Origin of the sequence: Clostridioides sp. ES-S-0048-02 (assembly GCF_020658495.1) — a bacterium.
Lineage (GTDB): Bacteria > Bacillota > Clostridia > Peptostreptococcales > Peptostreptococcaceae > Clostridioides.
Genome location: NZ_JACVWH010000019.1, coordinates 23,248 through 49,018 on the forward strand (window position 1 = coordinate 23,248; position 25,771 = coordinate 49,018).

The following is a 25,771-nucleotide window of genomic DNA, read 5'->3' on the forward strand; positions in this document are numbered from 1 at the left end:
AAATAATCATTCCCCCCTATATTTCTTTGAAAAGTTATCAATAAGATAAAAAAGTATGCTAATAGCATATATATTATATCATGATTTTTATATAAATATTTGAACTCAAATATATTTTCAAATAAAATCAAAAAATGACCCATATTAATTACAGAAATAAATTAAGCTAATTTCTAGTAATTAAAAATAAGCTGCATGTGTCAGCAATAAGGAGAGTGTTCTAATTTGAACAATTATGAAAAAAGAGAAAGGGCAAGAACAGTTATATCTCAAGTAATAAAAAATCATGAGTGGAAATTATATGGATATAATCCATCCAGAATGAAAATAGGAAGTCCTGAAAAGCCTGTATGGCATGGGATTGCGAAAAAAGATGATTGCATATTAGTAGTAGATAAAACTAGTACTAATATTAGTAATCTTCCATATTCCAATTATGATGATAATGGAAATTGTTTTGATGATATTTTTCCAAAATATCGCTTTGGAAATCCACCAAACTATTTTTGGCATATAGAATATGATGGAGCTATTTTAAAAATGGGAAAATCATTAATGTCTATGTGCTGTGTACCATTAGAATTTAATATTGATAGAATGGAGTTTGAAGATGGATATGAAAAACTATATAGAAATACAATATTTGATTATGAATTAAAATCTATAAATGCACTTAAAAATTTTATCAATCAAATAGAAGTTACTGTTAAAAAAAGTGTTGAAGATGTAAAAAATAAAAAATTAATAAAAGTAAAAGACAAAAAAGAAATATTATCATATGAATTAGAAGTAATCTATGGAAAAGAACATTTAAATGAAGGTGATATTATCAGTTTAGATAAAATAAAGTATTTTAAAGTTACTGAGATACTAAAAGATTCATATGTGCTTATAAAGCTTGTGGACCAAGAAAATGGATATAGAACTAGTAGGTCTAAGTATGATAGAGATTTTTGGTATAGGAAAGAATTAGATTCTAAACTTAAAGATGGAAATATATTAGTTTATGAAGTAATAAAAAAGGTAAATATCTTTGAGTATGATAAATGGGTTAAAAAATCAAAAAATAATTAATTATAAGAGGTGAATAAAATGAAAATTGAAAGAATGGAAGTAAATAATTATCTTGATATGTTTGGTGCAGATATAGAAAAAAAAGTAGAAAGCATGTTAGATCATGTTGAGTATGGAGATTTAGGAAAAATATCAGGAGGATTCTTTATGAAAAATGAAAAGATATTTTTCTTTTATTATTATAAAGAAAATATATATCAATATATAAATGTAGATAAATGCTCTTATGATGTTATTATGCTTTTTGATGATATTATTCAAGATGTCATAGAGGAAGAACATACAAGTGAATTTTCAGCAAAAGAAAATATAGCAGATAATATTTACACTGAAATATACCAAATGATTCAAAGATATGTAGAGCTTAGAGAATATAAATATGATTTTATAAAAGAATTAAAAAATTATCAAGGTAAGACTTTATATAAATCAAAAATAGATGATTTAGTGAAAAATAATTATTCAGAACATTTTGGATTTGAATATGAAAATGAATTTGAGTCTGAATACGATTCACTATATGAAAATGAGCCTGAAGATGGTGATGAATGTAATGTTATTGAATATAATCTTGCAAATAAGTTTGAAGAATGTTTAAATAATATATATTTATCTATTAAAATTAGAGTCATAGAAGAAGATACTGAAGATGATGGATTTTTATGTATGATATATGAATTAGATATCATACATCATAAAGATATTTCAAATAGTATAGAAGAGTTAAAATGCAAATAAGAATATAATATTTCCTAGTAGCTATTAAAATATATTACAAAATCTAAAAAAGCAAAATTATTAACATATAACACCCTTATAATAGACATATAAAAAGGCATCATAAATAGTGCTCTACTATAAGGGTTTATATGAAGTATGAGTGCAAGTAGAAACTCAGATACAAAGATGGGTTAAACTGTATAATATCAATTGAGAATATGCTTTCGACGAAGAAACTAGAGGTAGGTATAATTAAATAGAATTTATTTTCTAGAATAACCCTTTTAGTTTATCTACATTTTCTACATATTTAATCCTACTGTTAAAATCTAAACTTTTTTCATCTTTAAAAGCATTATATACTTGTACAATTTCAAATAATTCTTGAAATGCAAAATTTAACTCTTGAAAGTTTATATCTCCTACTTTTAATGATGGGATTTCTTTATAAAATTTATTAATGTAGTCTACATATCTTGAATATCTAGAAGCTTTAACATTAATCTCTTTATTAGAAAGCCATTCTAAAGTTTCTGGCACTTTATTCATAATATCATTTGTATGTCCATATTCATAATTTAATCTTTTCAATTTACTATACATCCTTTACTATTGGTTTTATTTACTATTTAATCTCTTAATTCCATAAATCTATTTGCAAACAAATCCTTATAAACATTAATTTTGATTATAAACTTTTTCAACCTCTGATTTACTCAAATCATCTATAATATCACATATTTCACTTAAATTATATCCTTTATTTTTTAACTTTATAATAATGTTAAATTTCTCTTCTCTTTTTCCTTTTTGAATCCCTTCTTTCAAAATTTCATCTTTAAAGTTTCTACTTTTATTCATAATATATGCACCTCTCTTTAAATTTAATAAATATTCTTCATCACTACTTAATTCCTTTAATCTGTCTAGTACTTTCTTAATAATAGAATCAGTTCTAGCTATAATTCTAATATATAAATTTTATGAAGAAAAAACATTAGCTAAATAGCTAATGTTTTCCTATTAATTTTGATTATAAACTTTTTCAACCTCTGATTTACTCAAATCATCTATGATATCACATATTTCACTTAAATTATATCCTTTATTTTTTAACTTTATAATAATGTTAAATTTCTCTTCTCTTTTTCCTTTTTCAATACCTTTTTCAATACCTTCTTCAATCCCTTTTTGAATCCCTTTTTGAATCCCTTCTTTCAAAATTTCATCTTTAAAGTTTCTACTTTTATTCATAATATATGCACCTCTCTTTAAATTTAATAAATATTCTTCATCACTACCTAATTCCTTTAATCGGTTAAGTGCTTTATTAATAACAGAATCAGTTTTAGCTAAAATCCTAATATCTATATGAGAGGGATTATCAATAAGTTTTCCCCATATTAAGATTCTATTTGCTATACTATTATATTTACGAATTTTGGGAAGTTCTATGAAATATAATGCAGTTTTACTAGAAAAAATCTCTGGATGTCCATCCATAGTTAATCTCATGCAATTTATATAATCATCTATTTGATTATATTTTACATGATTTAATAGGTGTATTCCAATAGTTTTTCCAATTGCTTTATATTCTTTACCTTCTTCTAATTTTCTACCATGCACACGACTTAAATAGTATTCAGCTCTTTCTAAATAGTCATCTTCAGATGCTCTTTGCATCTCAATATTAATATGATTTTTTTCTTCATCTTCAGCTAAGATATCTAATCTAGGCCTCTTTTCACCTACATAATTAATTGTTGGGTCAGTTTCAACTCTGATTATTCGCTTTATTTTAATAAATGGTCTGATATTTTTATTGGCGTCTGGAGCATCCTTAAGAATATCATTTATAAAGCTTGCAAGTAAATCGTAATCATTATTTAAAGTAAATAAAGATTTAAACACTTCATCATACTCAGGTTTAGCATATCCATCCTCAGTTACAACTTCTCCAACATTTTTACTAGTCAATATTTCCTTTGGAATTAAACTTCTAATCTTGTCTAATTCTTCATTAGAAAAATCACCTCTGTCAAGTATATCATTCACTTTTTTAGCCCATTCTCTATCTTTTTTTTCAATTAAAGTTCTTTTATGTTCTTTTAATGTTTTATTAATTTTCAATTTTTCTTCTAATTTCTCTTTCATTTCAACACCTCTTTCTTTTATTATATCAACTTTTTATTAATTAATCTTATCTTTCATATATATACCTCCTAATTTTTATGATACTGACAAATGTAGTTTAAATTTTTATTTGCTAATTAAAATAGCTTAGTTTTCATACTCATATTTAATATGGGTTAAATTCGCTTTTTATTTGAAAATAAAAGAAATTTTAATATATTAGTGCAAGACTTTTCCTGTTATTAGCATGTATCTCAGTTGTTTATCTTAAATTAGATTTACTAAAATATACAAAAAAATAAAAGAGCAAATATATTTTACTCTTTTAACCTATTCCTTTGAGTTTATTCTTGTATTTATCTATCCATCTATTTGATATGGAATCTATATCAAGTATATTTCTTGGATTTATCATGGCCAATAAAATTGTAGTTAAAAAAACGTTTCTTACTAAAAAAATTGTATCATCTAAATCGTCTCTATAAAAAAATCCATTAAGATTTAAATAAATAAAGATTATTAGAAAAATTAAAATTAAGCTATGCCTTAAAATATTAAAATTGTAATTAACATTTTTTAATGAAGCAAATTTTCTACTAAAAAACATGATAGTAGCTTTATTAATAAAGACACCAAAATATAAATATGTGACTAGTATAAATGTTGGAATAATGTATATCAATATTGCTGAATTTATAAAATGATAATTTATTAAAAAACACATACTTATACTTAAAAAAAATAACAGATAAAAAGATAATGTAATTAATGTACATATAAAAGCAAATCCATCTTTTAAAAAAAAGAATAAAATAAAAAATACTACACAGAAAAATATTGTTGTTAATAATAACATGATGTTCTCCTTTATTAACTTTTTTTCTAAAAATAATTCTTTTCTAAGTTAATTATATATTAAAAATCTATAAAGAGGAATAATTTGAATCAGCTTTATTGAAAATAGAAACAAAAAAGAAATAAAACAAAAAAGAAATAAAACAAAAAAGAAATAAAACAAAAAATAAAAAAAATAAAAAAGAAATTTTTATATATATTTTCTATGTATATATCAATATAAATTCTTGCGATTATTCCCATTAAAGTGGAGTGAATTTATGGAGAAATATATACCTTAGGAGTAATTAAGAAAATGATTAAAAAATTCATACTAAAAATTAAAAAAAAGAAATTTAAGGAAATGGTCGATAGTAAATCAATTTCAAAGTTTATTTATTATATTAAAAATAAACTAAAAATAATATTAACAATTGATTATAAAATACCTCGTAAAGTTGTGATTTTCATAAATGTATTTTCTGGAGGAGAAATTGAAAATCTTATATGCTATGGATTAATGGGCTTAGGAATAGATTCTGAATGCACACCTTTAGTAGTTTTTTTAGCTAGGATTTTAGTATTTTTATATGTATAATAAAAATTCAAATGTCTACATAAAGATATACAAAGTATATAAAACTTGATTTTTTATGTTTTAACATTAGAATGAGAAAAAATTAGTATAAAAATATGGATTTATAAAAACAAATTTACCAAGTAAAAAGCCTATAGGTAAATTTGTTTTTACACAAATCTACTTACAGCCCCGAGGAGAATGCGTATAGGTTTGTGTAAATATATATACATTCTCTAACTTAATTACTAATTAAAAGAAGTAAGGAGTTAATGGAGTTTGAGTCATTAGCATCCTTGCTTCTTTTTTATATATCTAACACAGATAATTTGCACCAACTAGTATCTACTGGTAATGAAGAGAAGTCTATCTAGAGAATATCTTGGATTTTAGAATGGTCAATAATAGAAATCTTGTCTATTAAGATAATTTAACATGAATAATTAAGAATATTCTATATAAAGTTTGATATAAGTTACTACAAAAATATTGAACTATTATAATCCTATTAGAAAGCTTTATTTTTTCTCGCCTTATAATTAATCCTATTGAACTTTAAAAACGCTTAAAATCGAAAAATGAGATTTAATTATTTAATAATAACTAAGATGATAGAATTATTTATTCTATCACTTTTTTTATAATACTTTGATATAACAAGCTTATATATAAATTAATTTATATTTTTCAGTTATAATTCAGCAAAAATACACTTTTATTCACTTTTTTATGGTATAATTAGCATATAGAACTTTCTATAGAAAGGTGGTTTACATGACTGGATTTATAAGAATAGTAAATAAAAAGTATGTAGTTTACTTAGAATATAAAGATGAGCTTACTGGAAAGAAAAAACAAAAGAACATGGGTTCTTTCACTAAAAAAAGAGATGCTAATAAAAGGTTAGCCGAAGTGAAGGATAGCATGTATAAAAATAATATACTAATTCCAAATAATATTTTATTTGAAGAATTTTTATTAACATTTATAGAAGGTTATAAATCTAAGTGGTCTGTAACTACATATAGTAAATATATCTCTATATGTAATAAGTATATAATAATATATCTTGGTAAAATGAGAGTTCAAGATATTGATACAATACATATACAAAATTATATAAATACTTTATCAGATACACTAAGCTCTAGAACATTAAAAATCCACCTCAATATAATTAAACTTGCTTTTGAAAATGCCTTTGATTTAAGGATAATTGATAAAAATCCAACTAAAGGCATTGATTTAGTTAAATCAAAAAAATTCAAAAATGAAATTTATGATGAAGAACAAATAATAAGATTATTAGATGTATGTAAGGATACAGCTTTAGAACTACACATAAATTTAGGTGCTGGTCTAGGTATGAGGATATCTGAAATATTAGGTCTCTCCTGGGATAACATAGATTTTGAGAGAAAAATAATTTCAATAGAAAAAATCACTGCAAAGGTTGATGGCGAAGTAATACTTAAAGACACTAAGACTGAGAGTTCAGTCAGAAAGATATCGGCACCAGATGAGATAATGAATCTTATATTAAAACATAAACTTGAACAAGAAAAAGAACTGATAAATAGTGGTATTGAGAATAGATATGGGTTATTATTTATTAATAAGAAAGGGAACCCTATAGCTGAAAATGTCATAAGCCAGAGATTTAAAAAGTTCCTAGAGTATAAACAGTTACCACATATTAGATTCCATGATTTAAGACATTCACATGTTACATTACTTATGAACTCACATATACCAATAAAAGTTGTTTCAGAAAGAGTTGGTCATTCAAACGTCAATACGACTCTAAATATATATTCTCATGTACTTGATGAAATGGATAGAGAAGCTTCTGATAAAATAGCAGGTAAATTATACAAGGATTAATTTATAAAGGGAGTATTTTTAAAACCCTGTAAATCGAAAATAGAGCCTCATTTTCCTGAAATAAACTTGGTAATGTAAATTTAAATCGTTATATCTATTTTATATTCTCCAATAAATAAATCTAATATGATAGGAATATAGTCGTACTAGATTAATAAATAATCGTTATATATTAATAAATAACGATTATTTGTATAGTATTATAGATAAATAAAAATTTAATAGGAAGGAATGACATAATGAACAGTGTTTTAATTCATGGACTTGGGCAAAACTCATCAAGTTGGAATGAAACAATATTATACATGATAGAACAAGATAATGTTATTTGTCTAGAGTTATCTTCATTTCTTAATGGGGAGGATGTAGCATATTCAAATTTATATAATGCTTTTTCCGAGTATTGTGATAATATTTCAGAACCGTTAAATCTATGCGGACTTTCATTAGGTGCAGTTCTTGCGTTAAACTATGCTATAGATAATCCAAGGAAAGTTAAATCATTAGTGTTAATAGCGGCCCAGTATGAAATGCCTAAAGCATTGCTTAAGTTACAAAATATGATTTTTAGATTTATACCAGAGAAATCTTTTAATAGTATGGGAATGAGGAAGAAAGATTTTATTGAGTTAACAAATTCAATGACAAATTTAAATTTCAATGAAGGTTTAAAAAATATTTCCTGTCCTGTGTTAGTGCTTTATGGAGATAAAGATAGCCCAAATAAAAAAGCAACAAAAAATCTAGCTGAAAGTATAACAAAAGCAGAAATACAATTTATAAAAGATGCTAAACATGAAGTAAATATTGATGCTCCAAAGGAATTAGCAGAAATCCTTAATGATTTTTACTATAGACATAAAGTATAAAATTCTAATTTGTAGAACTGAAATATAAAGCAAACTATTTAATTAATAGCTATATTCTAGTAAACCTTATATGTACTAGGATACAGCTATTTTATTGTTCATCAAATAATTATACATATACAAAGTCTGTAAGCTTATAACTTTATTTTTTGACGATATATAAAAAGAATCTATCTTTAATATGATACATCCTTTGGTACTACTTAAGTTGAAAGTAATAAGTGTAATAATTTCGGAAAAAGGCAGGTTGGGCATTAGGAAAAACAACTCGAAATCAACATAGATATAAGAAGTTATAGTAAAAATTTTAATAAATTATTTAGTTATTAAATTGATAAGAGATTTAGTAAAAAATCCAGTTGATATTTAGCTAATTATGCACTAAACTTATAGTAATAATTATAAAAAATAGTAAATTTAAGGGGGGGTTAAATAATGAGAGTACCAGAACATTTATCACATAAGCCAATAGTTGGAGTAGATAATTATGATAGAATTGATGGAAAATATGCAAATGAGTCTGATGCAAAAGCTCTGTCTATAGGAAAATCACAATGGAATAATGAAGAAATATCAGCGAAGGTTTGGAGACATACAGGAGAAAAATGGACTAGACAAAGTGAAGAATTGCCATTACATAGAGTATTAGATTTAGCAACATTGATATTATCAATGTATGTTGAAGATGACAGCTACAATAGATCAAAAACAACATTAAATGAGGTTGTAGTAAATCAATCAGAGATAGATATATTAAATGAATTCAAAAATAACAATAAAAAATATTTAAATCCTAGAATAAAAGAATTGAAAAGCCTTTTAGAAAAGATAAATCTAGAATAATAATGAGAATCTAAAAATCGGTATTAGAATGAAAATTTAAAGAGATATTTAAGTATAAATCTAGATTTATTCATTAGAATATTGATTTCAACCACTAGAACAGGTTGTTATAAACAAGCAAGTGGTCAAGCAGGATTTAAAGGAACTTTGACACCAATATTTTTAAAGATAATTAAATATATAAAAGAGTATGATATAGTAAATTTTGAGTAATTTTAAAAATCCATTTGGAATAGTTGATGGAAAAAAATTTGGAATAAATAAACTGGAGGAAAGCAGGTGTCTTACATATATAAACCCAAAAATGACTATGAAAAAACAGTAATAGAAGAATATGATAAATTGAATAAGAAAAAATATGAGGACAAGTATTGCAATATGGAGGCCCATCAAATAGCAAGAAATATAATGAGTGATGATATATTAATTAAAGTTTGTATGCAAACTAGAAAATTAAGGTATAAAGCAACTTGTATAGGTCTGAGTATCATGAGTATATTTATATATTTATTTTTGAGTATTAGCACTTACAATGCTTCTAAGTTGCCATTAAAGTGCTTATTTGCTTTTGGAATATTACTATTTACTGGTTTATTATATTCAAAAATAAAAGAAATAAGAATTAAATATAAATACTATAACTTAATTGATTTTAGTGCATTAAAAATATTAGAAGATATGAAAAATATTAAATGCTCAGAAATAAAAAAGGAGTTCTTTGAGGAGCTTTAATAGATACCATGTATTCAATAATGTATAATAAATGGAGGAAATAGATATATGTCATATATGTATAAACTTAGCAATGAGGAAGATGAAATTCATTTGGACAAGCTTGAAAAAATAAAATTATAAGGTTATCAGTAGTAATCCACTTGAAAGGCAATATAAACTTACTGCCTTTCAAATAGCCTACTTAATCTCTTTATATCTTCTCAATTCATTAGAATTTATCTTTCTAAAATTTGGATTGCTCTTAGTTTATTTGCCTCTCTCTTGATATATCCTTTAGCTTCTAGTTTGTTCAAGTTATCACATACAGATGAAGTTGAACTAAGACCTACAGAATGGCCAATATCTCTGATAGAAGGGGATATCCTTTTGTTGATATTTCTTTTTTTACACATCTAAAATTAGACGTTGATTATTTGACAAATCCTTACTCATATATACACATCCCTTTACTGTTGCAAAACGTACGTTCGATTGAAGGGTAAAAATAAGCATTATGCTAATTTTATATACTCCTCATAATCTATCTGACATCCAGAATAACATTCCGAATATGGATCTTGACAGCATAATATTTCTTCATTACATGTAGCATTATTTAAAATCTTTTTACTAAGTAGTTTAATATAACAATCATTATTATTGTCATATTCCCAGGCTTGAAGAATTTCAATACTCTCTCCAGCATCTGTTGTATAATCAGTTATATAATATTTTGTCATAAAGTTCACCTCTCATTAATAAAATAATATATTTACTATATTATAGCATATAATGACCCTAATATTGTGCATTTTAGAAATATTATGAGCTATCTTCCCAATAATATATTGGTTTAAAAATATTCTATTTCAATATACAAAAAGGGGGGTAGTACATTTCTAGTGCGACAACTCCGTTTGTTTGTACCAAAATTAAAACTATTTACAGCAGTACTAGATATGGTTTCATCCCATCCAGCATTAGAATCGTACTAATCTTCTTCAGAGTAAGATATATCACTAGCAAATGATTTAGATTTCTTTATAGGGTTATTTTTAATTTTATTAGATGCAGACTTCATGATTTTTTCATCTTTTTAGCTTTTAATTGTTGTAGCAATTGTTCCTTATATAAATCCTTAAAAGCATCTCTCCGTAGTAACCTTTCATAGCATTTTTGGTCATAAGCCATGTCTTACCAAATTTTTTTATTTCTTTATTGATTATAAATTTTCCATTCTTTATTTGTTTTCTTATTGTTGAAGCATACATTTTGTAAATTGATTATACTTTTTCAAATGCGTAAAGAACTGCAAAATTTTCTGTAGCCATAAGGCTTACCTCCTAAAAAATATTATTAAAATTATTCACCATGAAATGAACTTTTATACTATCCTAAGATAAATAATATCTTAGAAAATGTTTCACGATATAGTGAATTATAACATTTATAGTTCACTATATCGTGATTAAGCTTTGGGACAGTTTTTCAGAAAAAACTTAGCTTGACTTATTAGATTATATTTATTGATTTATACTTTTAAATTCATCTTTTAAATAATTTAATATTTCAATTATTTTAGTTTCTTCATTTTCAGATGTTATCTTCTGCCCTAATAAATCTGTTAAGGCTTTTTCATAGTTAGCATAAATTATAATTCTACTTTCAAGCTCTTTTTTCATAGCTTCTAAAACTACTTTTCTTCTATAGTTTATATACTATATCCAATTTATCTATCTCTGTTTGATCTTTTGCTGTTTTCATTACTATATTTATTTCATTTCTATATAATTCAATATTTTTACTGTTTATAATCTTTATACCATTGCATATGTTAGCTAAATAATCATCTTCAAGTTGTGATTTTTGTTTTTCTATATAGATACAGGCATTATATAAGTTATTATATATTACTTCTCTTTTGTCATAATCTTTGATTGCCTCTTCTTTTTCATCTTGTAGAAGGGTTAAACAAGATGAAATATTGAAGAATAGCCTATAATATAATTATGCTATGAAATAAAATTATATTTCAAAAAATACTTGACGTAAGGAAATTAAAATGTTTTAATATGAAATATAGAAATATTTCGAAAAATTCGATTAAAGCTTAGGAAGTGATTAACTTGAAGAGAAGAGCAATAAAAGAATTTGTAACATTCGTTCCTGGTATAAATCAGACAAGAGCACAAAAACAGTTTGGACTTGAAGAAGTAAATTATTATGACCAGCAGTCTTTCGAAGCTGATTATAAACATATAGAAGTATATGTTGAAAATGATATAAAACTCTTATTGATAAATGACCTATCATTAAATGAAGGTGATGTTGTTATAAATAACTCATTACAGCTTGCAACAATGGTCGGTAAAAATAATGTTGGAAAAGTATTACCTATCAACTTTACAAAGGTAGAAATTAATAACAAACAACTTGATAAGAGGTACTTTCTTTTCATGTTTAACGTGTATAAAGATGTAAAGAGGCAAAAGGAAAGAGAGTTACAAGGGATGGGGTCAGTTCTTAAAATTCCACTTCGTGCTCTTGGTGATATTACTATTCCAATAGTTCCGCTTGAGGAACAGAAGAATATAGGCAAAATTTATATTGAAACAATAAAACTACAAAGTAAGTTAAACAAATACTCCGACTTGATTGAACAATTTACGAACTCAATTATAGAAGGAACATTAAAAGAGAGGATGATTAAATGAAAAATCAATCTGAATTAGAATTTGAAATGGAAGTTATTGATTATTTAACTAAAATTGGTGGAGTCAAACAATGGGAATACAAAAAGGATATTAAAACAACCAAGCAGCTATGGGAGAATTTCAAAATAATCTTAGAACAAAATAATCGTGCTCGTTTAGAGGAGCCTTTGTCTGTTACTGAATTTAATCAGGTGAAAAAAATCATAACTAGTATAGACTCACCTTACAAGGCAGGACAATTTTTGTACGGTGTTAATGGTGTTTCTGAAATTGAAGTTGATCTTGATAATGGTAACCACGTATTTCTGACAGTATTTGATCAAGCACAAGTAGGTGGTGGCAACACTGTTTATCAAGTGGTAAATCAAATTAAACGACCAAAAGTTATTGATGGGAAACCTAATCGTAGATTTGATGTGACATTACTGATTAATGGTTTGCCAATTATTCAAATTGAATTAAAGAAAGCACTGCATAGCACAACAGAGTCATTGAACCAAATGGAGCAGTATATAGCTGAAAAACAATACAGCGGTATATTTTCAACCTTACAGATATTAATTGCCATGACTCCATATGATATTCGTTATTTGGCAAATACTCCACTCAAAAGTTTTAACCGTGCTTTTGCATTTAACTGGCAAAATGAGGAGGATGCTAGACCAGTTCGTTCATGGAAGACCTTTGCAGATAAAGTATTATCAATTCCAATGGCTCATGACATGGCAACTCGTTACATGATACTTGATGGAACTAAAAATAAAGAAGGTATTAAAGTTATGCGCCCATATCAAGTTTACGCAACAAAGCGTGTGCTAGATAAAGTTAGAAAATTTGACTTCAAATATGATGATGGTAAACTAGGATATATTTGGCACACTACAGGTTCAGGAAAGACAATCACAAGTTTTAAGACAGCTTGGCTTGCGAGTCGGTTAGCTAATGTCGGTAAAGTTGTCTTCTTGGTTGACCGTATTGCACTTACTAACCAAACAGCTGATGCATATAAAGCCTATGATCCAGTTGCGGGATTTGAGGGGAAAACAGGTGTAGTAAGTGACACAGCAAATATATCAGATCTTCATCGTAAATTAACCAAAAAAAGTGATAAGAACATTATAGTTACAAGTATTCAAAAGATGTCGCGTTATGTAACGAGAGAAAACTTTGATCAGATTAATGAAAATATTCTTTTTATCGTAGATGAAGCACATCGTTCAACTGGTGATGGTACTGATAATGAGGGGATGCTAGAATCAATCCGAAAGGCTATTCCTAATTCAGCTTGGGTTGGTTATACTGGGACACCTAAATTCCCTGAAACACGAGAAATATTTGGCGAAATTTTGCATGCTTATACGATAAAAGAAGCTATAGCTGATAAAAATGTTCTAGGATTTAATGTGGAATTTAAGGAAACCATTGATGCCCCAGAAAATCCAACAGAAGATGATATAGACGATAATATTCGTGGTAGTGTTTACGACAACAGTCCACAACATGTTGATTTAGTAGTTAAGGATATTTTCGAAAACTGGAAAAAACGTTCAAATAACGGAAAGTATAATGCCTTGTTTACTGTCCATGTTAGTGGTAACAAAGCAAGTACACCAAGAGCAATGGAATACTTTGATAAGTTTACAGAAGAAAATGCTAAGCTTCCAGTAGATCAACGCTTAAAAGTTGCAGTGAGTTTTTCAGCAGATACTTCTAACGGTATTAATCAACTTAAAACAAACGAGAACTTGCATAGAGCAATTAAGGCCTATAATGAGATGTTTGGGACCGCTTTTGATATGACTACTGTAAAAGCCTACACAGAAGACTTAGCACGACGTTTAAATAAGACATCTGATGATGGTAAATATTTAGATTTAGTTATTGTTGTTGATCAACTATTAACTGGTTTTGATGCTCCAGAGTTGAATACGCTCTACATTGATCGAACACTTAAGGGCGGAAATTTAATTCAGGCATACTCACGAACTAATAGAATGCATAACCTTATTGATAAACCTTGGGGAAATGTTGTTAATTATCGTTGGCCAGAGCAAAATGAGTATGAAATGAATAAAGCCTTTGCAATTTATTCAAATCGTGCATCTGCAGATGAACAACTCTCACTAGGAGATCTGAAGGAAGGTAATGAAGAAGCGGGGATTATTTCTAAACCATTCAGTAAGGTACAAGGTGAAATGCAAGAAGTTATTAAGAAACTATCTAATCTCACAGATAATTTTGTGCAATTGCCACCAAGTGAAAATGCGCAAGATGAAGTTTTTGAAAGTTTAAAAGAATATAATCGATTGCTTAGTCAGTTAAAACAATATACTGAAGATGATGATAAAAATCCTATATCTGCATATGACAATCCTGAAGAGTTTTATGAACGCCTAGGTATTACAGAAGAACAAGAAGTTATTCTTACAACTGTAATTGCTGGAGAGTTAAAAGAGCGCCGCGCTAAGCAAGAAGACATAGATATATCACAAGTTAACCTATCTATGATTCATATCCACGATGTTACAATTAACTATGATTATCTGATTGAGTTAATCGCTCGTATGGCTGATGAAGTGCATAGGAGCGATATGGATAAAGCTGAAAAAACACGAGATGAAATCCATATTGAAATTGCAAAGTCAGACAATGAAAAAGAAAAAACAAAGATACGAAGCTTTGTAGATAAGATTTTCACAAAAGAATTTAAGTTTGATAGTTACCCAGCACCTAGAGATGTTGAAAAGATGAATAGAGCTATGGATAGAGTTCAAATAGAAAGTAATATTCAACTTGTAACTAATTTTATACGTACTTGGGGACTTGATAATAGCACTAAACCTAAGGAACTTGAAAACTTAATTAAAAAACACCATTTGGGTCAAGAGGATATGGATAAACAAGGTGAATTAACAGCAATTATGAATGACGCAAAAGTTGATTATAAACAAATTGCAGTTGAAGAAATTGCAAAATTAACATGGGTACGATATCGTATTGAATTTCGTAAGGCGTTTTACAAAATGGCTGATGAAATTAAGAAAGGAGAATAATCCAGTGATAAAATTATGTAGGCTACAAGGAGGGAACCAAAAAATAACAAAATCACCTCATATTAGATTCGCAGGATTTACAGATACTTGGGAACAACGTAAGTTGGGGGAAATTTCTGAAAAGGTAACTGAGAAGAATAAAAATAATATGTATTCTGAAACTCTAACGAATTCAGCTGAACGTGGAATTATAAGTCAACGTGATTTTTTTGATAAAGATATATCAAATGAAAAAAATTTAGATGGGTATTATATCGTTAGGCCAGATGACTTTGTCTATAATCCAAGAATTTCCAACTTTGCACCAGTAGGGCCAATTAATCGAAACAAGTTAGAAAGAAGTGGTGTAATGTCTCCTCTTTATTATGTGTTCCGTCCACACGGTGTTGACAAAACATATTTGGAAAAATACTTTATATCCAATAGTTGGCATAAATTTATGAAATTAAATGGAGATTCCGGTGCACGAGCAGATAGGTTTGCTATAAAAGATTCTGTATTTCGTGAAATGCCTATTCCAAGTCCTTCAATTAAAGAACAAATTAAAATTGGAAACTTTTTTGAGATAGTCGACAATATTATCATCCTTCATCAACGTAAATTAGAATTGCTGAAGGTGAGTAAAAAGAATATGCTTCAAAAAATGTTTCCAAAAGGTGGACGAAATGTACCTGAAATTCGATTTTCAGGGTTTAGGAATGTTTGGGAACAGCGTAAATTGGGAGATTTACTTAAATATGAGCAGCCAACAAAATATATTGTCAAATCAACTGACTATGATGATAGTTTTGAAACACCTGTTTTGACAGCAGGTCAAAGTTTTATCTTAGGATATACGAATGAAGAAGATAACATCAAAGAAGCAAGTAACGAAAATCCAGTTATCATTTTTGATGATTTCACAACGGGCTCGCACTATGTTAATTTCCCTTTCAAAGTAAAGAGTTCAGCGATGAAGTTGCTTAGTTTGAAATCTAGTGATGAAGATTTTTATTTCGTCTTCAACACTCTGAAGAACATTAAATATATTCCACAAAGCCATGAACGACATTGGATTTCAAAATTTTCCGAGTTCCATGTTTTAGTTCCAAGTTTTGATGAGCAAGCTAAAATTGGTGGCTACTTCAAAGAATTAGATAACCTTATTATTCTTCACCAGCGTGAATTAGATTCACTTAAAGATTTAAAAAAATCAATGCTTCAACAAATGTTTATATAAGAAAAGGAGATTAGATAAATGAGTAATGCAAAAGATATTACCTCAAAGTTATGGGAAATGGCTAACAAATTACGTGGAACAATGGATGCAAGTGAGTATAAAAACTATATTTTACCATTTATGTTCTATCGCTACTTATCAGAAAATCAAGACGAATATTTAAAGGCTAATGGTCTGGAAGAGTTTTATGAAGTGACAGATGACGTTGAAAAAGAAGATTATCTTGAAGAAATCAGTAAAGGAATCGGATATGCAATTGATCCAGCCTACACATGGAACAAAATTGTATCAAAAATTGAGAATCACAAAATTAAAGCAAGTGATTTCCAAGATATGTTTGATTCATTTAATACCAATGCAAAACGTAATGCAGTTGCAGCAGAAGACTTTGCTAACGTATTCTCAGATGTTAACCTTGGGGATACTCGTCTAGGTTCAAGCACAAATGAACGTGCAAAGGCTTTAAATGATATTGTTGTGATGATTAACGAATTCACTTTTAAAGATGATTCAGGACGTGATATTTTAGGAGATGTTTACGAGTATTTAATTGGTCAGTTTGCTGCTAATGCTGGGAAAAAAGGTGGGGAATTTTATACACCTCATGAAGTAAGTCAGATTTTAGCAAGAATTGTTACGGTTGATGCTAACAGGTCTGGTAATCAATTTCGTGTGTATGACCCTACAATGGGATCTGGTTCACTACTTTTAACGGTTCAAAAAGAATTACCATATGGAGATGAAGAAGGAAGTGTTGGGTTTTATGGTCAAGAATTAAATACAACGACTTATAATTTGGCTCGTATGAACTTGATGATGCATGGAGTAAATTACCGTAATATGGAGTTAAAACGTGCAGATACACTTGATGCTGACTGGCCATTTGCTGAAAAAGATGGTACACAAATTCCGTTAAAGTTTGATGCGGTGGTAGCCAATCCTCCATATTCTCAAAATTGGAATACAAAAGACATTGATCGTGAAAAAGATACACGCTTCAAGGGGTATGGAGTAGCACCAGCATCAAAAGCAGATTATGCATTTATTCTTCATGGACTGTACCATTTAGACAAAGCTGGGACAATGGCTATTGTTTTGCCTCATGGAGTACTATTCCGTGGTGCATCTGAAGGTAAAATACGTAAAAATATCATTGATAACAATTTGTTAGATGCTGTTATTGGATTGCCTGCTAACCTGTTCTATGGGACAAGTATTCCAACATGTGTGTTGGTATTTAAAGGACGTGAAGCACGAGCAAATACAGATGTTTTATTTATAGATGCTTCAAATGAGTTCGAAAAAGGCAAGAATCAAAACAAACTAACAGATGAAAATATCAACAAAATTATCGATACCTATCGTAACCGTGAAACTGTTGAAAAATACTCTCATAAGGCATTTTTAGCTGAAATTAAAGAAAATGATTATAATTTGAATATTCCGCGTTACGTTGATACTTTTGAAGAAGAAGAAGTTATTCCACTTTCACATGTGGCTAAGGAGTTAACAGAGGTCAAAGAAGAAATTGAAAACTCATATAATAGCTTATTTGGGCTTTTAAATGAATTGAATGGGACAACTGATGAGGCACAAGATGAATTGAGTAAATTTATGAGTTTATTAGGTAAATAATAGTGTTAGAAAAGATCTAAATAGGTTAAAAATATACCCTATAAAGTAGATAATTAAAAAAGTCTTACTTTATAGGGTATATTTGAGTATATGTTTATTTTTCATTTATTCATTATCATCATTAACCATCGCATCTTCTATTAAATTCTTTAATTTTTTTTAACTTACCTGAATTTCATCAATACTTTCCAATACATATTTTCTATTATAGTCAAAATCTACCTTCTTAAAAATTTCATTTACCGTATTTTTAAATATAAAATTTGCCATATCATATTCATCATAAACCTTTTGAGCTTCTTCATTTAATAAATTACAATTTGCTATTTTAATCATTATGTAAACCACCTTTATAAAATTTTATTTCTAATATTTTTCCCTTCACAGTGAAAAAATATGTAAAAAACTTGCATTTTATCGTGAAAAATTATTACTATTAAATTAATAAAAAGGGGAGGAAATACAGATTTATGATTAAAAAATTTTGTTTTAGATTTGAGGATAGACTGGAAAAATTTATCATGTCAAAGGTACAAAGTAATAAATTATTATTTAAACATATTACAGATCATATGGAATACTCAGAGCAGGTAGAAGATGTAAAAAAAGATTTTCAAGAGTTCTTTGAGGAAGATGATAAGATTTGGGATAACTTAATTTTGAGTATACAATTACATTCAGATTTAAAAGAAAAATTATTGAATTTTAACTCCAATAAGATTTTAGTGGTTTTCAAGCAGTTTGGAACAGAAATTACATCTATAGATTTTCATTTTCTGCAAGCAATTTAATATCTTTGAATTTTCCTTTATAGTCATCGTCACCAGTCCATATAACTCTCTTTTCTTCATTTACAGAAATCAAACCTAATCTTTTAATGTATTATTTATCTTTAGAGTCAATTTCTTGAAGTTCTACAACATTCATTACTTCATCTAATATTAAAATATAATTATTATACCTTAGAGAATCTATCAATTCTTTATCTGCATATTTTAATAATCTATGAGAACAACATATATTCTCACCTTCATTAATCAATTGTCTTAGATGTTTGAACTTACTTCCTCCTCCTAATTTTTCATTTGGTTCTATCATATTCCTGTTTTTTACTTCTTTTCTGATTCTTTTACACTCCTCTAAGTATGGTGTAGCATAAAGAAAACTTCTGTTATTCTTAAAACTCTTATTCATTTCCTGTATAGCCTAGCTAGATTTACCTCCTCCCATTATTGAATCTAGCACTTTTATTTTTTTAAATATTCATTCCCATTTCAAATTTTTTTATAATATCAATTATAATTTAAAAATATCTACCCACATTTTCTTGAGTAAATATTTCCTTATTAGTCTGGCATGTTATTAAATATATTTTTAATAATTGGATTTTCTTTTTTTACATCTTTTTTCTCTTCAGTAACAGTCATTTCTTTTTCTACAAGATTTCCATTACCCATACATTGTTTTAACAACCTATTTTCTTCTTGTAAATTTTTCCATTCTAATATTATTCTTTCTAGTGCTGTATTTCTACTGCTTATCTTCTTTGCATTTTGATAATCTTCTATTTCATCAAATATATCTTCTTCTAAATAAAAACTAGATGATTTTTTCATATTATATCACTCCTAGAATTGTTCCATTCCAACTTCAAATAATCCTTTAGCTGTTGCCATTTGAGCATCCTTAGATACTTTAAATCTATTGTCAAATGTCATATGTAGTGCAGTTCCACCAGATACATATACATCCATCTCATCAATATTCTTCCACTTAGAGGCAATTCTTTGAGCAGTACTTTCAGATGACATTATATAAGATACTTTTTTAAGTTCATCATAGTCATTAGAACTGTCTATTTCATTAAGTTCTCTCATTATACCTCTATCTTTTAATTGCTTCTGAACCATTGTTAAAGCATCCTGATTCCCAGCCTCTAGTGTGTCAGATAGCTTATCATTGAATACGAATCCTTTCTCAAAGAAAGACATTTCTGTACTTCTAAATCCTATAGAGACCATACCAACAGCTTTATCTTCATTAACTTTACCTTCTAGTGTATGAAATAGAGCGGCATCACCTTCTCTGAATATTGATATGTCAGATATCTTTATTTCTTTATATCCACCTTTTATTTTATCCTTAACTTTAAAAGTTTTACCTTTATATGTATCTACTACTTCTTTAAGTGTAGCTTTTCTAAATGACTTATAAGGAACACCCATCATTAGTTTTACTTCATCAGCTACAGCTATTTCATTAAGAGCAGCGGCAACTAATATTCTCATTGTAAAAGATACTTTAGAATCATCAGAGTTTCTAATAGGTGTTATACTTTCTTTTTCTGCTAATGAACCAACAAAGTAACTTACACTTTCAAAATCTATATATATTGGATCTGTATACTTTTCAAAATCTATATTTCTTCCATCTCCAAATACAGATTTAAATAAACATTCTTTAACCATCCCATTATATTTGCTATATCCTTTTACATATCCTCTTCCTATATCTAGTCCAATTATTTGGTAATTTTCTTCCATTTTCATTCCTCCTAAGTATATATTTTCTTATTACATTATAACATATTATTAATTCATATTTACATTAATTTTAAACTAAATTCCAACTATAAATGACATTTTTATTTTTAAGTTTATATACAAACTATATTTAAACTAAAATTACCTTAAATTTAAATTATAAAGTTCTTTTGTAATTCTATTAGTTTAAATTTAAATGAATTTTAATTTAATTCCTATTCACTATATATTTGTCTGCAAAGTTAATTTTCATAATTATTTTCAGCGTAAAGTATCCGTTTCTAGAGATATTATAACTTTTAAAAGTTTACAGACAATTTCTATTAATCAATTTACAAATACCATTGTTATATAGGCATAATATATCCAAGTTACTATTGATGAGTTTTGTATTTTTCTATGATAAATAATGCAGACCTTTTTATATAGTATTTTGCTTATTGAAATTCAAATTTGAAGTTAGATTTGTTCAGAAATTAGCACTGTCATATCTCATTTAGTATGGATAATGTACGTCTATTTCGTCTGTAAAGTCGTCTGTAAAACTTTGAAATACTCTGAGATGTTGAAATGAAAGGACTACTACCAATTTTTTGCTGACAATCTTATTACTTTCCTAAAAATACCCCCTACCCTATTTTACCTTACTTACCTACCCTTTTAAAAAAAGAATTAGAGTGGCTTAAAGAACCTGACAAATTTTCACTACAAAACATCTTAAAAGATTTAGAAAACGCATATAAAAAATTCTTTAAAGAAAATGCAGGATTTCCTAAATTTAAATCAAAGAAAACTAATAGATTTTCATATAGAACGAACTTTACAAATGGAAATATTATGTATTATGGTCAATATATAAAATTACTTAAACTTGGTATGGTTAAAGCAAGGGATAAACAAGTACATCAAGGGAGAATACTTAATGCTACTGTTCTAGGGAGCCAAGTGGTAAATATTATGTATCATTATGCTGTACTGATATAAATATTGAAGCATTTGAAAGTACTAATAATAAGTTAGGTTTAGATTTAGGAATTAAAGAATTTTGTATCTCAAGTTGTGGACAATTTATAGAAAATCCTAAGTATCTTCAGAAGTCATTAAACAAACTTGCTAAATTACAAAGAGAATGATATTATTTGCATAGAAGATTTACAAGTAAAGAATATGACTAGAAATCGTAAACTATCTCGTTTTATTTCTGATGTGTCATGGTCATAATTTGTTCGTCAATTAGAATACAATGCTAATTGGTATGGTAGACAAATTCTTTGCAAGTTCACAAATATGTAATAAATGTGGTTACAAAAACGAGGCAATTAAGAATTTAAATATAAGAGAATGGATTTGTCCTTGTTGTAATGTAACTCACGATAGAGATATAAATGCAAGTATAGATATACTAAAAGAAGGATTAATACTAATAACAGTATAAAATAGATAACTTATGTAAGAACTGTAGGAACTACGTGGATAGCCTGTGGAGAATTGGTAAGACATATTTTAGTATGCAAAATTCTATGGAGCAGGAACCCTGTGACTTTAGTCATGGCAGGTTCATCAAGCATGATAAGTCATCAAATAATATATATGTGGTTAACAAGTTAAATAACAATGGAAACATCAATATATTTCTAAGTGATGGAAGCTCAATTGCATATATAAAAGATAATAATAAATATTATTTCTATCTAGTTTGTATGGGAGATTGGTATTTAATATTAGGTAGTGAAGTTGATTTAAGTAATTGTGTTAATACTTATATAGATAGTATCGTAACCTTATGATATGCTATTAAAAGATATCAATAATATATGCTTATAGTGGGCTACAGATGGTAAGTTTAAGGGATTTACATTATAGTTAAATGATTGAGAAGAGAGTAATATAATTATTCTTTTCTCAATTAAGCATCATTATTAATAAATAAAGTTTAAAAGGTGGTGTAAAAGTTAATACTTTTTGTTAAGATTAGTATTATAACAGAATTAAACAAATGAATGGAGATGAACATATTTGATTGAAGATAAATTTATAAAAAATCTAAAATATACTAAAAGTATACCAAACTCACTATATAAAGATTTGAGACATAATTTTTTATTCCACTCAAACAAAATCGAAGGAAGTACATTCACTAGTGATAGTTTAGATGATTTAATAGAACATAATATAGTAAAGGGTGACCATACTTTGGATGATATCATAACAACAGTAAATTCAAGTTATGTATTTGCAACTATAATAGATACATTAGGAGAAACATTGACAGAAAAGTATATAAAAGATTTGAATGGTCAATTGATGTATAATTCAAGTATGCATAATATGGGATTATCTGGTATATATAAGAAAATACCAAATAGAATACTAGGAACTGATACTATATTAGCACAACCATTTGAAGTAGAGCCAAAGATGTTAGAACTTATTGAGTGGTATAATAATTTGAAAGATATTACATTAGAGGATTTAGCAGAATTTCATTTTAGATTTGAATCTATTCATCCATTTCAAGATGGGAATGGGCGAATAGGAAGATTTATATTACTTAAACAAATACTTGAAAATAATTTAAAGTTAATAATAGTATTGAGTGATACTGTAGATGATTATAGACAGGCTTTAAAAAGTTGTTCTAATGGATATTATAAACCTTTAGAACAATACTTTGAAAGTTTAGATGATTATAAAGAAAAAAATAAAGCTTTATGGAATTTTTAATCAAGGAGAAATGATTGTGTTAGACAAATATACACTAATGTTTAAAGATCTACCTATAGGTGATTTTATTTATAATGATAAAGAAGATAGATTTAGTTTTAAATTATATGATGCAGTAGACAACTTAGTTAATATAAACTAAACTTTAAAAATTTATAATCAAATCATAATCTAACTTTTTATTTGAAAAACTCTCAACTAGCTTTGATTTGTCATTAGTATTATTTAAAATATAGTTATTTAACCAATAAACTATAGCATCGCCTCTATAATCAAGTCCAATTTGAATACCATTTTCATAATACCAAAAAGGATGGTTATCTTCTGTATTGTAAATCCAATTATAAAACTCATCTCTAATTTCATATTTTTTTAAATTAATTTCACTGGGAACATATATATAATCAGAGCTAGAATCTCCACCAAAACTCACTTTTATAATCATAATTAAAATCTCCTTTTTAAATAATTATAACATGTATGGTAAAAAAATAACAATCATACTTGCAATCTATTTCCAAAATATGTTATTCTACAATCGTATCTAAATTTATTAAAGTAAAAATAAAAAAATAAGAGGGAGAAGCTAATTATGAGAAGGTTTTTATCGTTAATTTTAACAATATGTTTATCTTTAACACCATTAAACTATACATTTACAAATCCTAGTAAATCTGATAATCAATTAGAATTAAATGGCATACTAAAACAAGCCGATGAGCTAAAACTCTTGGAAAATACTGATAAAGAAGGTAAAACATACGCTATTTTAGATGGCACAAAAACTACTATACATGGAATAAAGCTACAAATGATGTTAATTTAAAAGTTGAAGAAATTGAAAAGAGAGAAGTTCCAAAGGAATCAAATTTTAAAATAGATATAAATGAAGATTTTGAAGTATCTGGAGAAATGAATTTTGAAGGAGAAAATTATAATATAGAAGAATTGATAAATTTATCTGATAGTGAAGCAAGTACATATGTAGTAATAGGACTTCCAATAATATTAGGAAGTGCGTTAATATCTGCATTAATAGCAGCTTCAGCGACTGTAGTTATTTTAGGAGTGACATATGTTTTAGCTACTGAAGTAGCATCAACATTGAGAAAGAAAAAACCACAACATTATCAAGCTGCTATAAGATATAGTAAGAAGTTTAAAAGAGATGAATTATTTATAGGAGATGATTTAGAACAGCTGGGGCAACAGGAAGATTAAAGAAAAGTAGTAATAATGATGTTTGGTCAACAACACAAGCTGGAGCATTTAAAATAGCTAAATTAGCAGGTGGTGGCAAACCAGGTTACTATTGGCACTACCATATTTACAATCGTACTGGTGGACACAGTTTCTGTTAAAAATAAATCTTTTATATCTAAATTTAAAAGAATAGTATGTATAATATGTCTTATGAAAAATGATGAATTAATGATTAGAAAAGGAAAATTTTCCGCTAAATATAATATTGAAAATACATATAAAAATTTTCTAGAAAAACATTAAGATAAAAAAATAGAAATGTCTTGAGCTATATGACATAACAAGATATTTCTATTTTTATCTAAATATCTCCATTATATAATTAAATGAATTAATTAGGACTATAATAAAAATAATTACTAATCCCATAACTAAAATATATATAGTGGCTTTATAATCTATTTTTCGTTTACTATATGCAATATGATAACTATCATCAAAAATTAAAAATCCCCCTTCTATTAAGATTAAAAATAATCCTATTCCATATAAAATCCAATATTCATTATATAAATAATCTCCTTTAAATATAACATTATTTGCAAGTGGTACTGATATAAACATAGTTACAATTATAGAAATTATAATCATAAATAACATAAAACACAAATTTTTTTTAAATGTGTGTTTTTCCTCTGATCTCTTTAAAAAAGCAAGATAAACACATAGTGTAATAAGAAATGGAAGAAACCTAGAAGATGTATCATAATAGTTTTGAATTTTCATTTGCACAAATATGCTTATTATCTCATGTATAACTATTGTAAAAATTGATATAACCATTAAATAGTTTGCCTTTTTAAATTTCCTTCTTAGCTTGACTTCTTCTATTTTTTCTCTTATTTTTTTTTGTTTCATTTCTTCATCATCGAAATTTAAATGTTGATTACAATTAGGGCATATTTCAAATTTATCATCATAGTGTAAGTTACAATTTTTACAATACATAATTACCTATCCTTTTCTATT

The 25,771-nt window shown here is 27.0% G+C and carries 32 protein-coding genes and 1 pseudogene; 20 read left to right on the forward strand and 13 right to left on the reverse strand.

Going from position 1 to position 25,771, the window contains the following annotated elements:
- Positions 1-225 precede the first annotated feature (225 nt).
- Together IC173_RS17150 and IC173_RS17155 are read left to right on the forward strand one after the other, a co-directional pair.
- Positions 226-1,074, forward strand: coding sequence for a hypothetical protein (locus IC173_RS17150; RefSeq protein ID WP_227855955.1), 849 nt, complete (start codon positions 226-228; stop codon positions 1,072-1,074).
- Positions 1,075-1,092: 18 nt separating this feature from the next.
- Entirely contained in the window at positions 1,093-1,812 is a 720-nt protein-coding gene (locus tag IC173_RS17155) for a hypothetical protein (protein WP_227855956.1), read from the forward strand.
- A 252-nt stretch (positions 1,813-2,064) separates the two neighbouring features.
- On the opposite strand, the gene IC173_RS17160 is transcribed toward IC173_RS17155, so the two are convergent.
- The 3 genes from IC173_RS17160 to IC173_RS17170 all read right to left on the reverse strand — a co-directional run bounded on the left by IC173_RS17160 (position 2,065) and on the right by IC173_RS17170 (position 3,951).
- Positions 2,065-2,385, reverse strand: coding sequence for a hypothetical protein (locus IC173_RS17160; protein ID WP_227855957.1), 321 nt, complete (start codon positions 2,383-2,385; stop codon positions 2,065-2,067).
- 87 nt (positions 2,386-2,472) lie between these two features.
- Positions 2,473-2,655, reverse strand: a complete 183-nt coding sequence (locus IC173_RS17165; protein ID WP_227855958.1) for a hypothetical protein — start codon at positions 2,653-2,655, stop codon at positions 2,473-2,475.
- A 162-nt stretch (positions 2,656-2,817) separates the two neighbouring features.
- A complete protein-coding gene (locus IC173_RS17170) occupies positions 2,818-3,951 on the reverse strand; it encodes an Rpn family recombination-promoting nuclease/putative transposase (RefSeq protein ID WP_227855959.1) in 1,134 nt (377 codons plus the stop codon).
- A 1,129-nt stretch (positions 3,952-5,080) separates the two neighbouring features.
- Here IC173_RS17170 and IC173_RS17175 point away from each other — a divergent pair.
- The 6 genes from IC173_RS17175 (at position 5,081) to IC173_RS17195 (ending at position 9,669) form a co-directional block, all read left to right on the forward strand.
- Complete coding sequence (locus IC173_RS17175) at positions 5,081-5,362, forward strand: hypothetical protein (protein ID WP_227855960.1); 282 nt, start codon at positions 5,081-5,083, stop codon at positions 5,360-5,362.
- A 753-nt stretch (positions 5,363-6,115) separates the two neighbouring features.
- Positions 6,116-7,225: a tyrosine-type recombinase/integrase gene (locus tag IC173_RS17180; RefSeq protein WP_227855961.1), complete on the forward strand. Its 1,110-nt coding sequence runs from the start codon at positions 6,116-6,118 to the stop codon at positions 7,223-7,225.
- Between the two features lie 239 nt (positions 7,226-7,464).
- Positions 7,465-8,094 carry an alpha/beta fold hydrolase gene (locus IC173_RS17185; protein WP_227855962.1) on the forward strand — a complete coding sequence of 210 codons (630 nt, stop codon included), beginning with the start codon at positions 7,465-7,467 and terminating at the stop codon, positions 8,092-8,094.
- Between the two features lie 435 nt (positions 8,095-8,529).
- Positions 8,530-8,937, forward strand: a complete 408-nt coding sequence (locus tag IC173_RS17190; protein ID WP_227855963.1) for a DUF6530 family protein — start codon at positions 8,530-8,532, stop codon at positions 8,935-8,937.
- A gap of 81 nt (positions 8,938-9,018) precedes the next feature.
- Positions 9,019-9,150: a hypothetical protein gene (locus IC173_RS20790; protein WP_255613429.1), complete on the forward strand. Its 132-nt coding sequence runs from the start codon at positions 9,019-9,021 to the stop codon at positions 9,148-9,150.
- A gap of 66 nt (positions 9,151-9,216) precedes the next feature.
- Positions 9,217-9,669, forward strand: coding sequence for a hypothetical protein (locus tag IC173_RS17195; protein WP_227855964.1), 453 nt, complete (start codon positions 9,217-9,219; stop codon positions 9,667-9,669).
- A gap of 218 nt (positions 9,670-9,887) precedes the next feature.
- Here the strand turns inward: IC173_RS17195 and IC173_RS17200 are convergent, their stop codons facing one another.
- From IC173_RS17200 to IC173_RS17215, 4 genes are all read right to left on the reverse strand, one after another.
- Positions 9,888-10,064, reverse strand: coding sequence for a hypothetical protein (locus IC173_RS17200; protein ID WP_227855965.1), 177 nt, complete (start codon positions 10,062-10,064; stop codon positions 9,888-9,890).
- Positions 10,065-10,163: 99 nt separating this feature from the next.
- Positions 10,164-10,391, reverse strand: coding sequence for a hypothetical protein (locus IC173_RS17205; protein ID WP_227855966.1), 228 nt, complete (start codon positions 10,389-10,391; stop codon positions 10,164-10,166).
- Positions 10,392-10,754: 363 nt separating this feature from the next.
- Entirely contained in the window at positions 10,755-10,922 is a 168-nt protein-coding gene (locus IC173_RS21055) for a helix-turn-helix domain-containing protein (RefSeq protein ID WP_227855967.1), read from the reverse strand.
- 252 nt (positions 10,923-11,174) lie between these two features.
- Positions 11,175-11,333, reverse strand: a complete 159-nt coding sequence (locus tag IC173_RS17215; RefSeq protein WP_227855968.1) for a hypothetical protein — start codon at positions 11,331-11,333, stop codon at positions 11,175-11,177.
- Between the two features lie 444 nt (positions 11,334-11,777).
- Between IC173_RS17215 and IC173_RS17220 the strand changes: the two genes are divergently transcribed.
- The 4 genes from IC173_RS17220 to IC173_RS17235 are packed head-to-tail and all read left to right on the forward strand — an operon-like array spanning position 11,778 to position 18,272.
- On the forward strand, positions 11,778-12,365 hold the full coding sequence (locus IC173_RS17220) for a restriction endonuclease subunit S (RefSeq protein WP_227855969.1): 588 nt from the start codon (positions 11,778-11,780) through the stop codon (positions 12,363-12,365).
- Positions 12,362-15,418, forward strand: a complete 3,057-nt coding sequence (locus IC173_RS17225; RefSeq protein ID WP_227855970.1) for a type I restriction endonuclease subunit R, EcoR124 family — start codon at positions 12,362-12,364, stop codon at positions 15,416-15,418. The genes IC173_RS17220 and IC173_RS17225 overlap by 4 nt, the downstream gene beginning before the upstream one ends.
- Before the next feature lie 4 nt (positions 15,419-15,422).
- Positions 15,423-16,637: a restriction endonuclease subunit S gene (locus IC173_RS17230; RefSeq protein WP_227855971.1), complete on the forward strand. Its 1,215-nt coding sequence runs from the start codon at positions 15,423-15,425 to the stop codon at positions 16,635-16,637.
- 18 nt (positions 16,638-16,655) lie between these two features.
- On the forward strand, positions 16,656-18,272 hold the full coding sequence (locus IC173_RS17235) for a type I restriction-modification system subunit M (RefSeq protein ID WP_227855972.1): 1,617 nt from the start codon (positions 16,656-16,658) through the stop codon (positions 18,270-18,272).
- A gap of 159 nt (positions 18,273-18,431) precedes the next feature.
- Here the strand turns inward: IC173_RS17235 and IC173_RS17240 are convergent, their stop codons facing one another.
- Positions 18,432-18,608: a hypothetical protein gene (locus tag IC173_RS17240; protein ID WP_227855973.1), complete on the reverse strand. Its 177-nt coding sequence runs from the start codon at positions 18,606-18,608 to the stop codon at positions 18,432-18,434.
- Positions 18,609-18,742: 134 nt separating this feature from the next.
- On the opposite strand from IC173_RS17240, the gene IC173_RS17245 reads away from it, so the two are divergent.
- The gene (locus IC173_RS17245; protein WP_227855974.1) at positions 18,743-19,063 is read left to right on the forward strand and encodes a hypothetical protein; all 321 of its coding nucleotides are present in this window, start codon (positions 18,743-18,745) and stop codon (positions 19,061-19,063) included.
- A gap of 91 nt (positions 19,064-19,154) precedes the next feature.
- On the opposite strand, the gene IC173_RS17250 is transcribed toward IC173_RS17245, so the two are convergent.
- The 3 genes from IC173_RS17250 to IC173_RS17260 all read right to left on the reverse strand — a co-directional run bounded on the left by IC173_RS17250 (position 19,155) and on the right by IC173_RS17260 (position 20,815).
- Positions 19,155-19,466, reverse strand: coding sequence for a hypothetical protein (locus tag IC173_RS17250; RefSeq protein WP_227845813.1), 312 nt, complete (start codon positions 19,464-19,466; stop codon positions 19,155-19,157).
- Positions 19,467-19,618: 152 nt separating this feature from the next.
- Positions 19,619-19,888, reverse strand: a complete 270-nt coding sequence (locus IC173_RS17255; RefSeq protein WP_227845814.1) for a hypothetical protein — start codon at positions 19,886-19,888, stop codon at positions 19,619-19,621.
- Between the two features lie 12 nt (positions 19,889-19,900).
- The gene (locus IC173_RS17260) at positions 19,901-20,815 is read right to left on the reverse strand and encodes a ParM/StbA family protein (RefSeq protein WP_227845815.1); all 915 of its coding nucleotides are present in this window, start codon (positions 20,813-20,815) and stop codon (positions 19,901-19,903) included.
- A gap of 654 nt (positions 20,816-21,469) precedes the next feature.
- Between IC173_RS17260 and IC173_RS17265 the strand changes: the two are divergent.
- The 4 genes and pseudogenes from IC173_RS17265 to IC173_RS20795 all read left to right on the forward strand — a co-directional run.
- Positions 21,470-22,250 (forward strand): annotated as a pseudogene (locus IC173_RS17265) (RNA-guided endonuclease TnpB family protein); the annotation flags it as partial.
- A gap of 73 nt (positions 22,251-22,323) precedes the next feature.
- Positions 22,324-22,602: a hypothetical protein gene (locus tag IC173_RS17270; RefSeq protein WP_227855975.1), complete on the forward strand. Its 279-nt coding sequence runs from the start codon at positions 22,324-22,326 to the stop codon at positions 22,600-22,602.
- A gap of 229 nt (positions 22,603-22,831) precedes the next feature.
- On the forward strand, positions 22,832-23,539 hold the full coding sequence (locus IC173_RS17275; protein ID WP_255613432.1) for a Fic family protein: 708 nt from the start codon (positions 22,832-22,834) through the stop codon (positions 23,537-23,539).
- A 16-nt stretch (positions 23,540-23,555) separates the two neighbouring features.
- Positions 23,556-23,681, forward strand: coding sequence for a hypothetical protein (locus tag IC173_RS20795; protein WP_255613433.1), 126 nt, complete (start codon positions 23,556-23,558; stop codon positions 23,679-23,681).
- A 3-nt stretch (positions 23,682-23,684) separates the two neighbouring features.
- Here IC173_RS20795 and IC173_RS17280 read toward each other — a convergent pair whose 3' ends face one another.
- Positions 23,685-23,984 carry a hypothetical protein gene (locus tag IC173_RS17280; protein ID WP_227855976.1) on the reverse strand — a complete coding sequence of 100 codons (300 nt, stop codon included), beginning with the start codon at positions 23,982-23,984 and terminating at the stop codon, positions 23,685-23,687.
- Positions 23,985-24,131: 147 nt separating this feature from the next.
- Here IC173_RS17280 and IC173_RS17285 point away from each other — a divergent pair, with 147 nt between their 5' ends.
- The 3 genes from IC173_RS17285 to IC173_RS17295 all read left to right on the forward strand — a co-directional run bounded on the left by IC173_RS17285 (position 24,132) and on the right by IC173_RS17295 (position 25,045).
- Entirely contained in the window at positions 24,132-24,365 is a 234-nt protein-coding gene (locus tag IC173_RS17285) for a hypothetical protein (protein WP_227855977.1), read from the forward strand.
- Between the two features lie 86 nt (positions 24,366-24,451).
- Entirely contained in the window at positions 24,452-24,760 is a 309-nt protein-coding gene (locus tag IC173_RS17290; protein ID WP_227855978.1) for a hypothetical protein, read from the forward strand.
- Between the two features lie 72 nt (positions 24,761-24,832).
- Positions 24,833-25,045, forward strand: coding sequence for a hypothetical protein (locus IC173_RS17295; protein ID WP_227855979.1), 213 nt, complete (start codon positions 24,833-24,835; stop codon positions 25,043-25,045).
- Positions 25,046-25,099: 54 nt separating this feature from the next.
- On the opposite strand, the gene IC173_RS17300 is transcribed toward IC173_RS17295, so the two are convergent.
- Positions 25,100-25,750 carry a hypothetical protein gene (locus IC173_RS17300; protein WP_227855980.1) on the reverse strand — a complete coding sequence of 217 codons (651 nt, stop codon included), beginning with the start codon at positions 25,748-25,750 and terminating at the stop codon, positions 25,100-25,102.
- Positions 25,751-25,771 lie beyond the last annotated feature (21 nt).

Excerpts from the sequence above, each read along its gene's own strand:
- IC173_RS17245 (WP_227855974.1), top strand. The coding sequence starts at position 18,743 with ATGATTAAAAAATTTTGTTTTAGATTTGAGGATAGACTGGAAAAATTT.
- IC173_RS17280 (WP_227855976.1), bottom strand. The coding sequence starts at position 23,984 with ATGATTATAAAAGTGAGTTTTGGTGGAGATTCTAGCTCTGATTATATA.
- IC173_RS17235 (WP_227855972.1), top strand. The coding sequence starts at position 16,656 with ATGAGTAATGCAAAAGATATTACCTCAAAGTTATGGGAAATGGCTAAC.
- IC173_RS17285 (WP_227855977.1), top strand. The coding sequence starts at position 24,132 with ATGAGAAGGTTTTTATCGTTAATTTTAACAATATGTTTATCTTTAACA.
- IC173_RS17300 (WP_227855980.1), bottom strand. The coding sequence starts at position 25,750 with ATGTATTGTAAAAATTGTAACTTACACTATGATGATAAATTTGAAATA.
- IC173_RS17240 (WP_227855973.1), bottom strand. The coding sequence starts at position 18,608 with ATGATTAAAATAGCAAATTGTAATTTATTAAATGAAGAAGCTCAAAAG.
- IC173_RS21055 (WP_227855967.1), bottom strand. The coding sequence starts at position 10,922 with ATGTATGCTTCAACAATAAGAAAACAAATAAAGAATGGAAAATTTATA.
- IC173_RS17260 (WP_227845815.1), bottom strand. The coding sequence starts at position 20,815 with ATGGAAGAAAATTACCAAATAATTGGACTAGATATAGGAAGAGGATAT.
- IC173_RS17175 (WP_227855960.1), top strand. The coding sequence starts at position 5,081 with ATGATTAAAAAATTCATACTAAAAATTAAAAAAAAGAAATTTAAGGAA.
- IC173_RS17155 (WP_227855956.1), top strand. The coding sequence starts at position 1,093 with ATGAAAATTGAAAGAATGGAAGTAAATAATTATCTTGATATGTTTGGT.
- IC173_RS17165 (WP_227855958.1), bottom strand. The coding sequence starts at position 2,655 with ATGAATAAAAGTAGAAACTTTAAAGATGAAATTTTGAAAGAAGGGATT.
- IC173_RS17225 (WP_227855970.1), top strand. The coding sequence starts at position 12,362 with ATGAAAAATCAATCTGAATTAGAATTTGAAATGGAAGTTATTGATTAT.
- IC173_RS17200 (WP_227855965.1), bottom strand. The coding sequence starts at position 10,064 with ATGTGTAAAAAAAGAAATATCAACAAAAGGATATCCCCTTCTATCAGA.
- IC173_RS17180 (WP_227855961.1), top strand. The coding sequence starts at position 6,116 with ATGACTGGATTTATAAGAATAGTAAATAAAAAGTATGTAGTTTACTTA.
- IC173_RS17170 (WP_227855959.1), bottom strand. The coding sequence starts at position 3,951 with ATGAAAGAGAAATTAGAAGAAAAATTGAAAATTAATAAAACATTAAAA.
- IC173_RS17190 (WP_227855963.1), top strand. The coding sequence starts at position 8,530 with ATGAGAGTACCAGAACATTTATCACATAAGCCAATAGTTGGAGTAGAT.
- IC173_RS17185 (WP_227855962.1), top strand. The coding sequence starts at position 7,465 with ATGAACAGTGTTTTAATTCATGGACTTGGGCAAAACTCATCAAGTTGG.
- IC173_RS17255 (WP_227845814.1), bottom strand. The coding sequence starts at position 19,888 with ATGAAAAAATCATCTAGTTTTTATTTAGAAGAAGATATATTTGATGAA.
- IC173_RS17205 (WP_227855966.1), bottom strand. The coding sequence starts at position 10,391 with ATGACAAAATATTATATAACTGATTATACAACAGATGCTGGAGAGAGT.
- IC173_RS17250 (WP_227845813.1), bottom strand. The coding sequence starts at position 19,466 with ATGAATAAGAGTTTTAAGAATAACAGAAGTTTTCTTTATGCTACACCA.
- IC173_RS17215 (WP_227855968.1), bottom strand. The coding sequence starts at position 11,333 with ATGAAAAAAGAGCTTGAAAGTAGAATTATAATTTATGCTAACTATGAA.
- IC173_RS17290 (WP_227855978.1), top strand. The coding sequence starts at position 24,452 with ATGAATTTTGAAGGAGAAAATTATAATATAGAAGAATTGATAAATTTA.
- IC173_RS17270 (WP_227855975.1), top strand. The coding sequence starts at position 22,324 with ATGCAAAATTCTATGGAGCAGGAACCCTGTGACTTTAGTCATGGCAGG.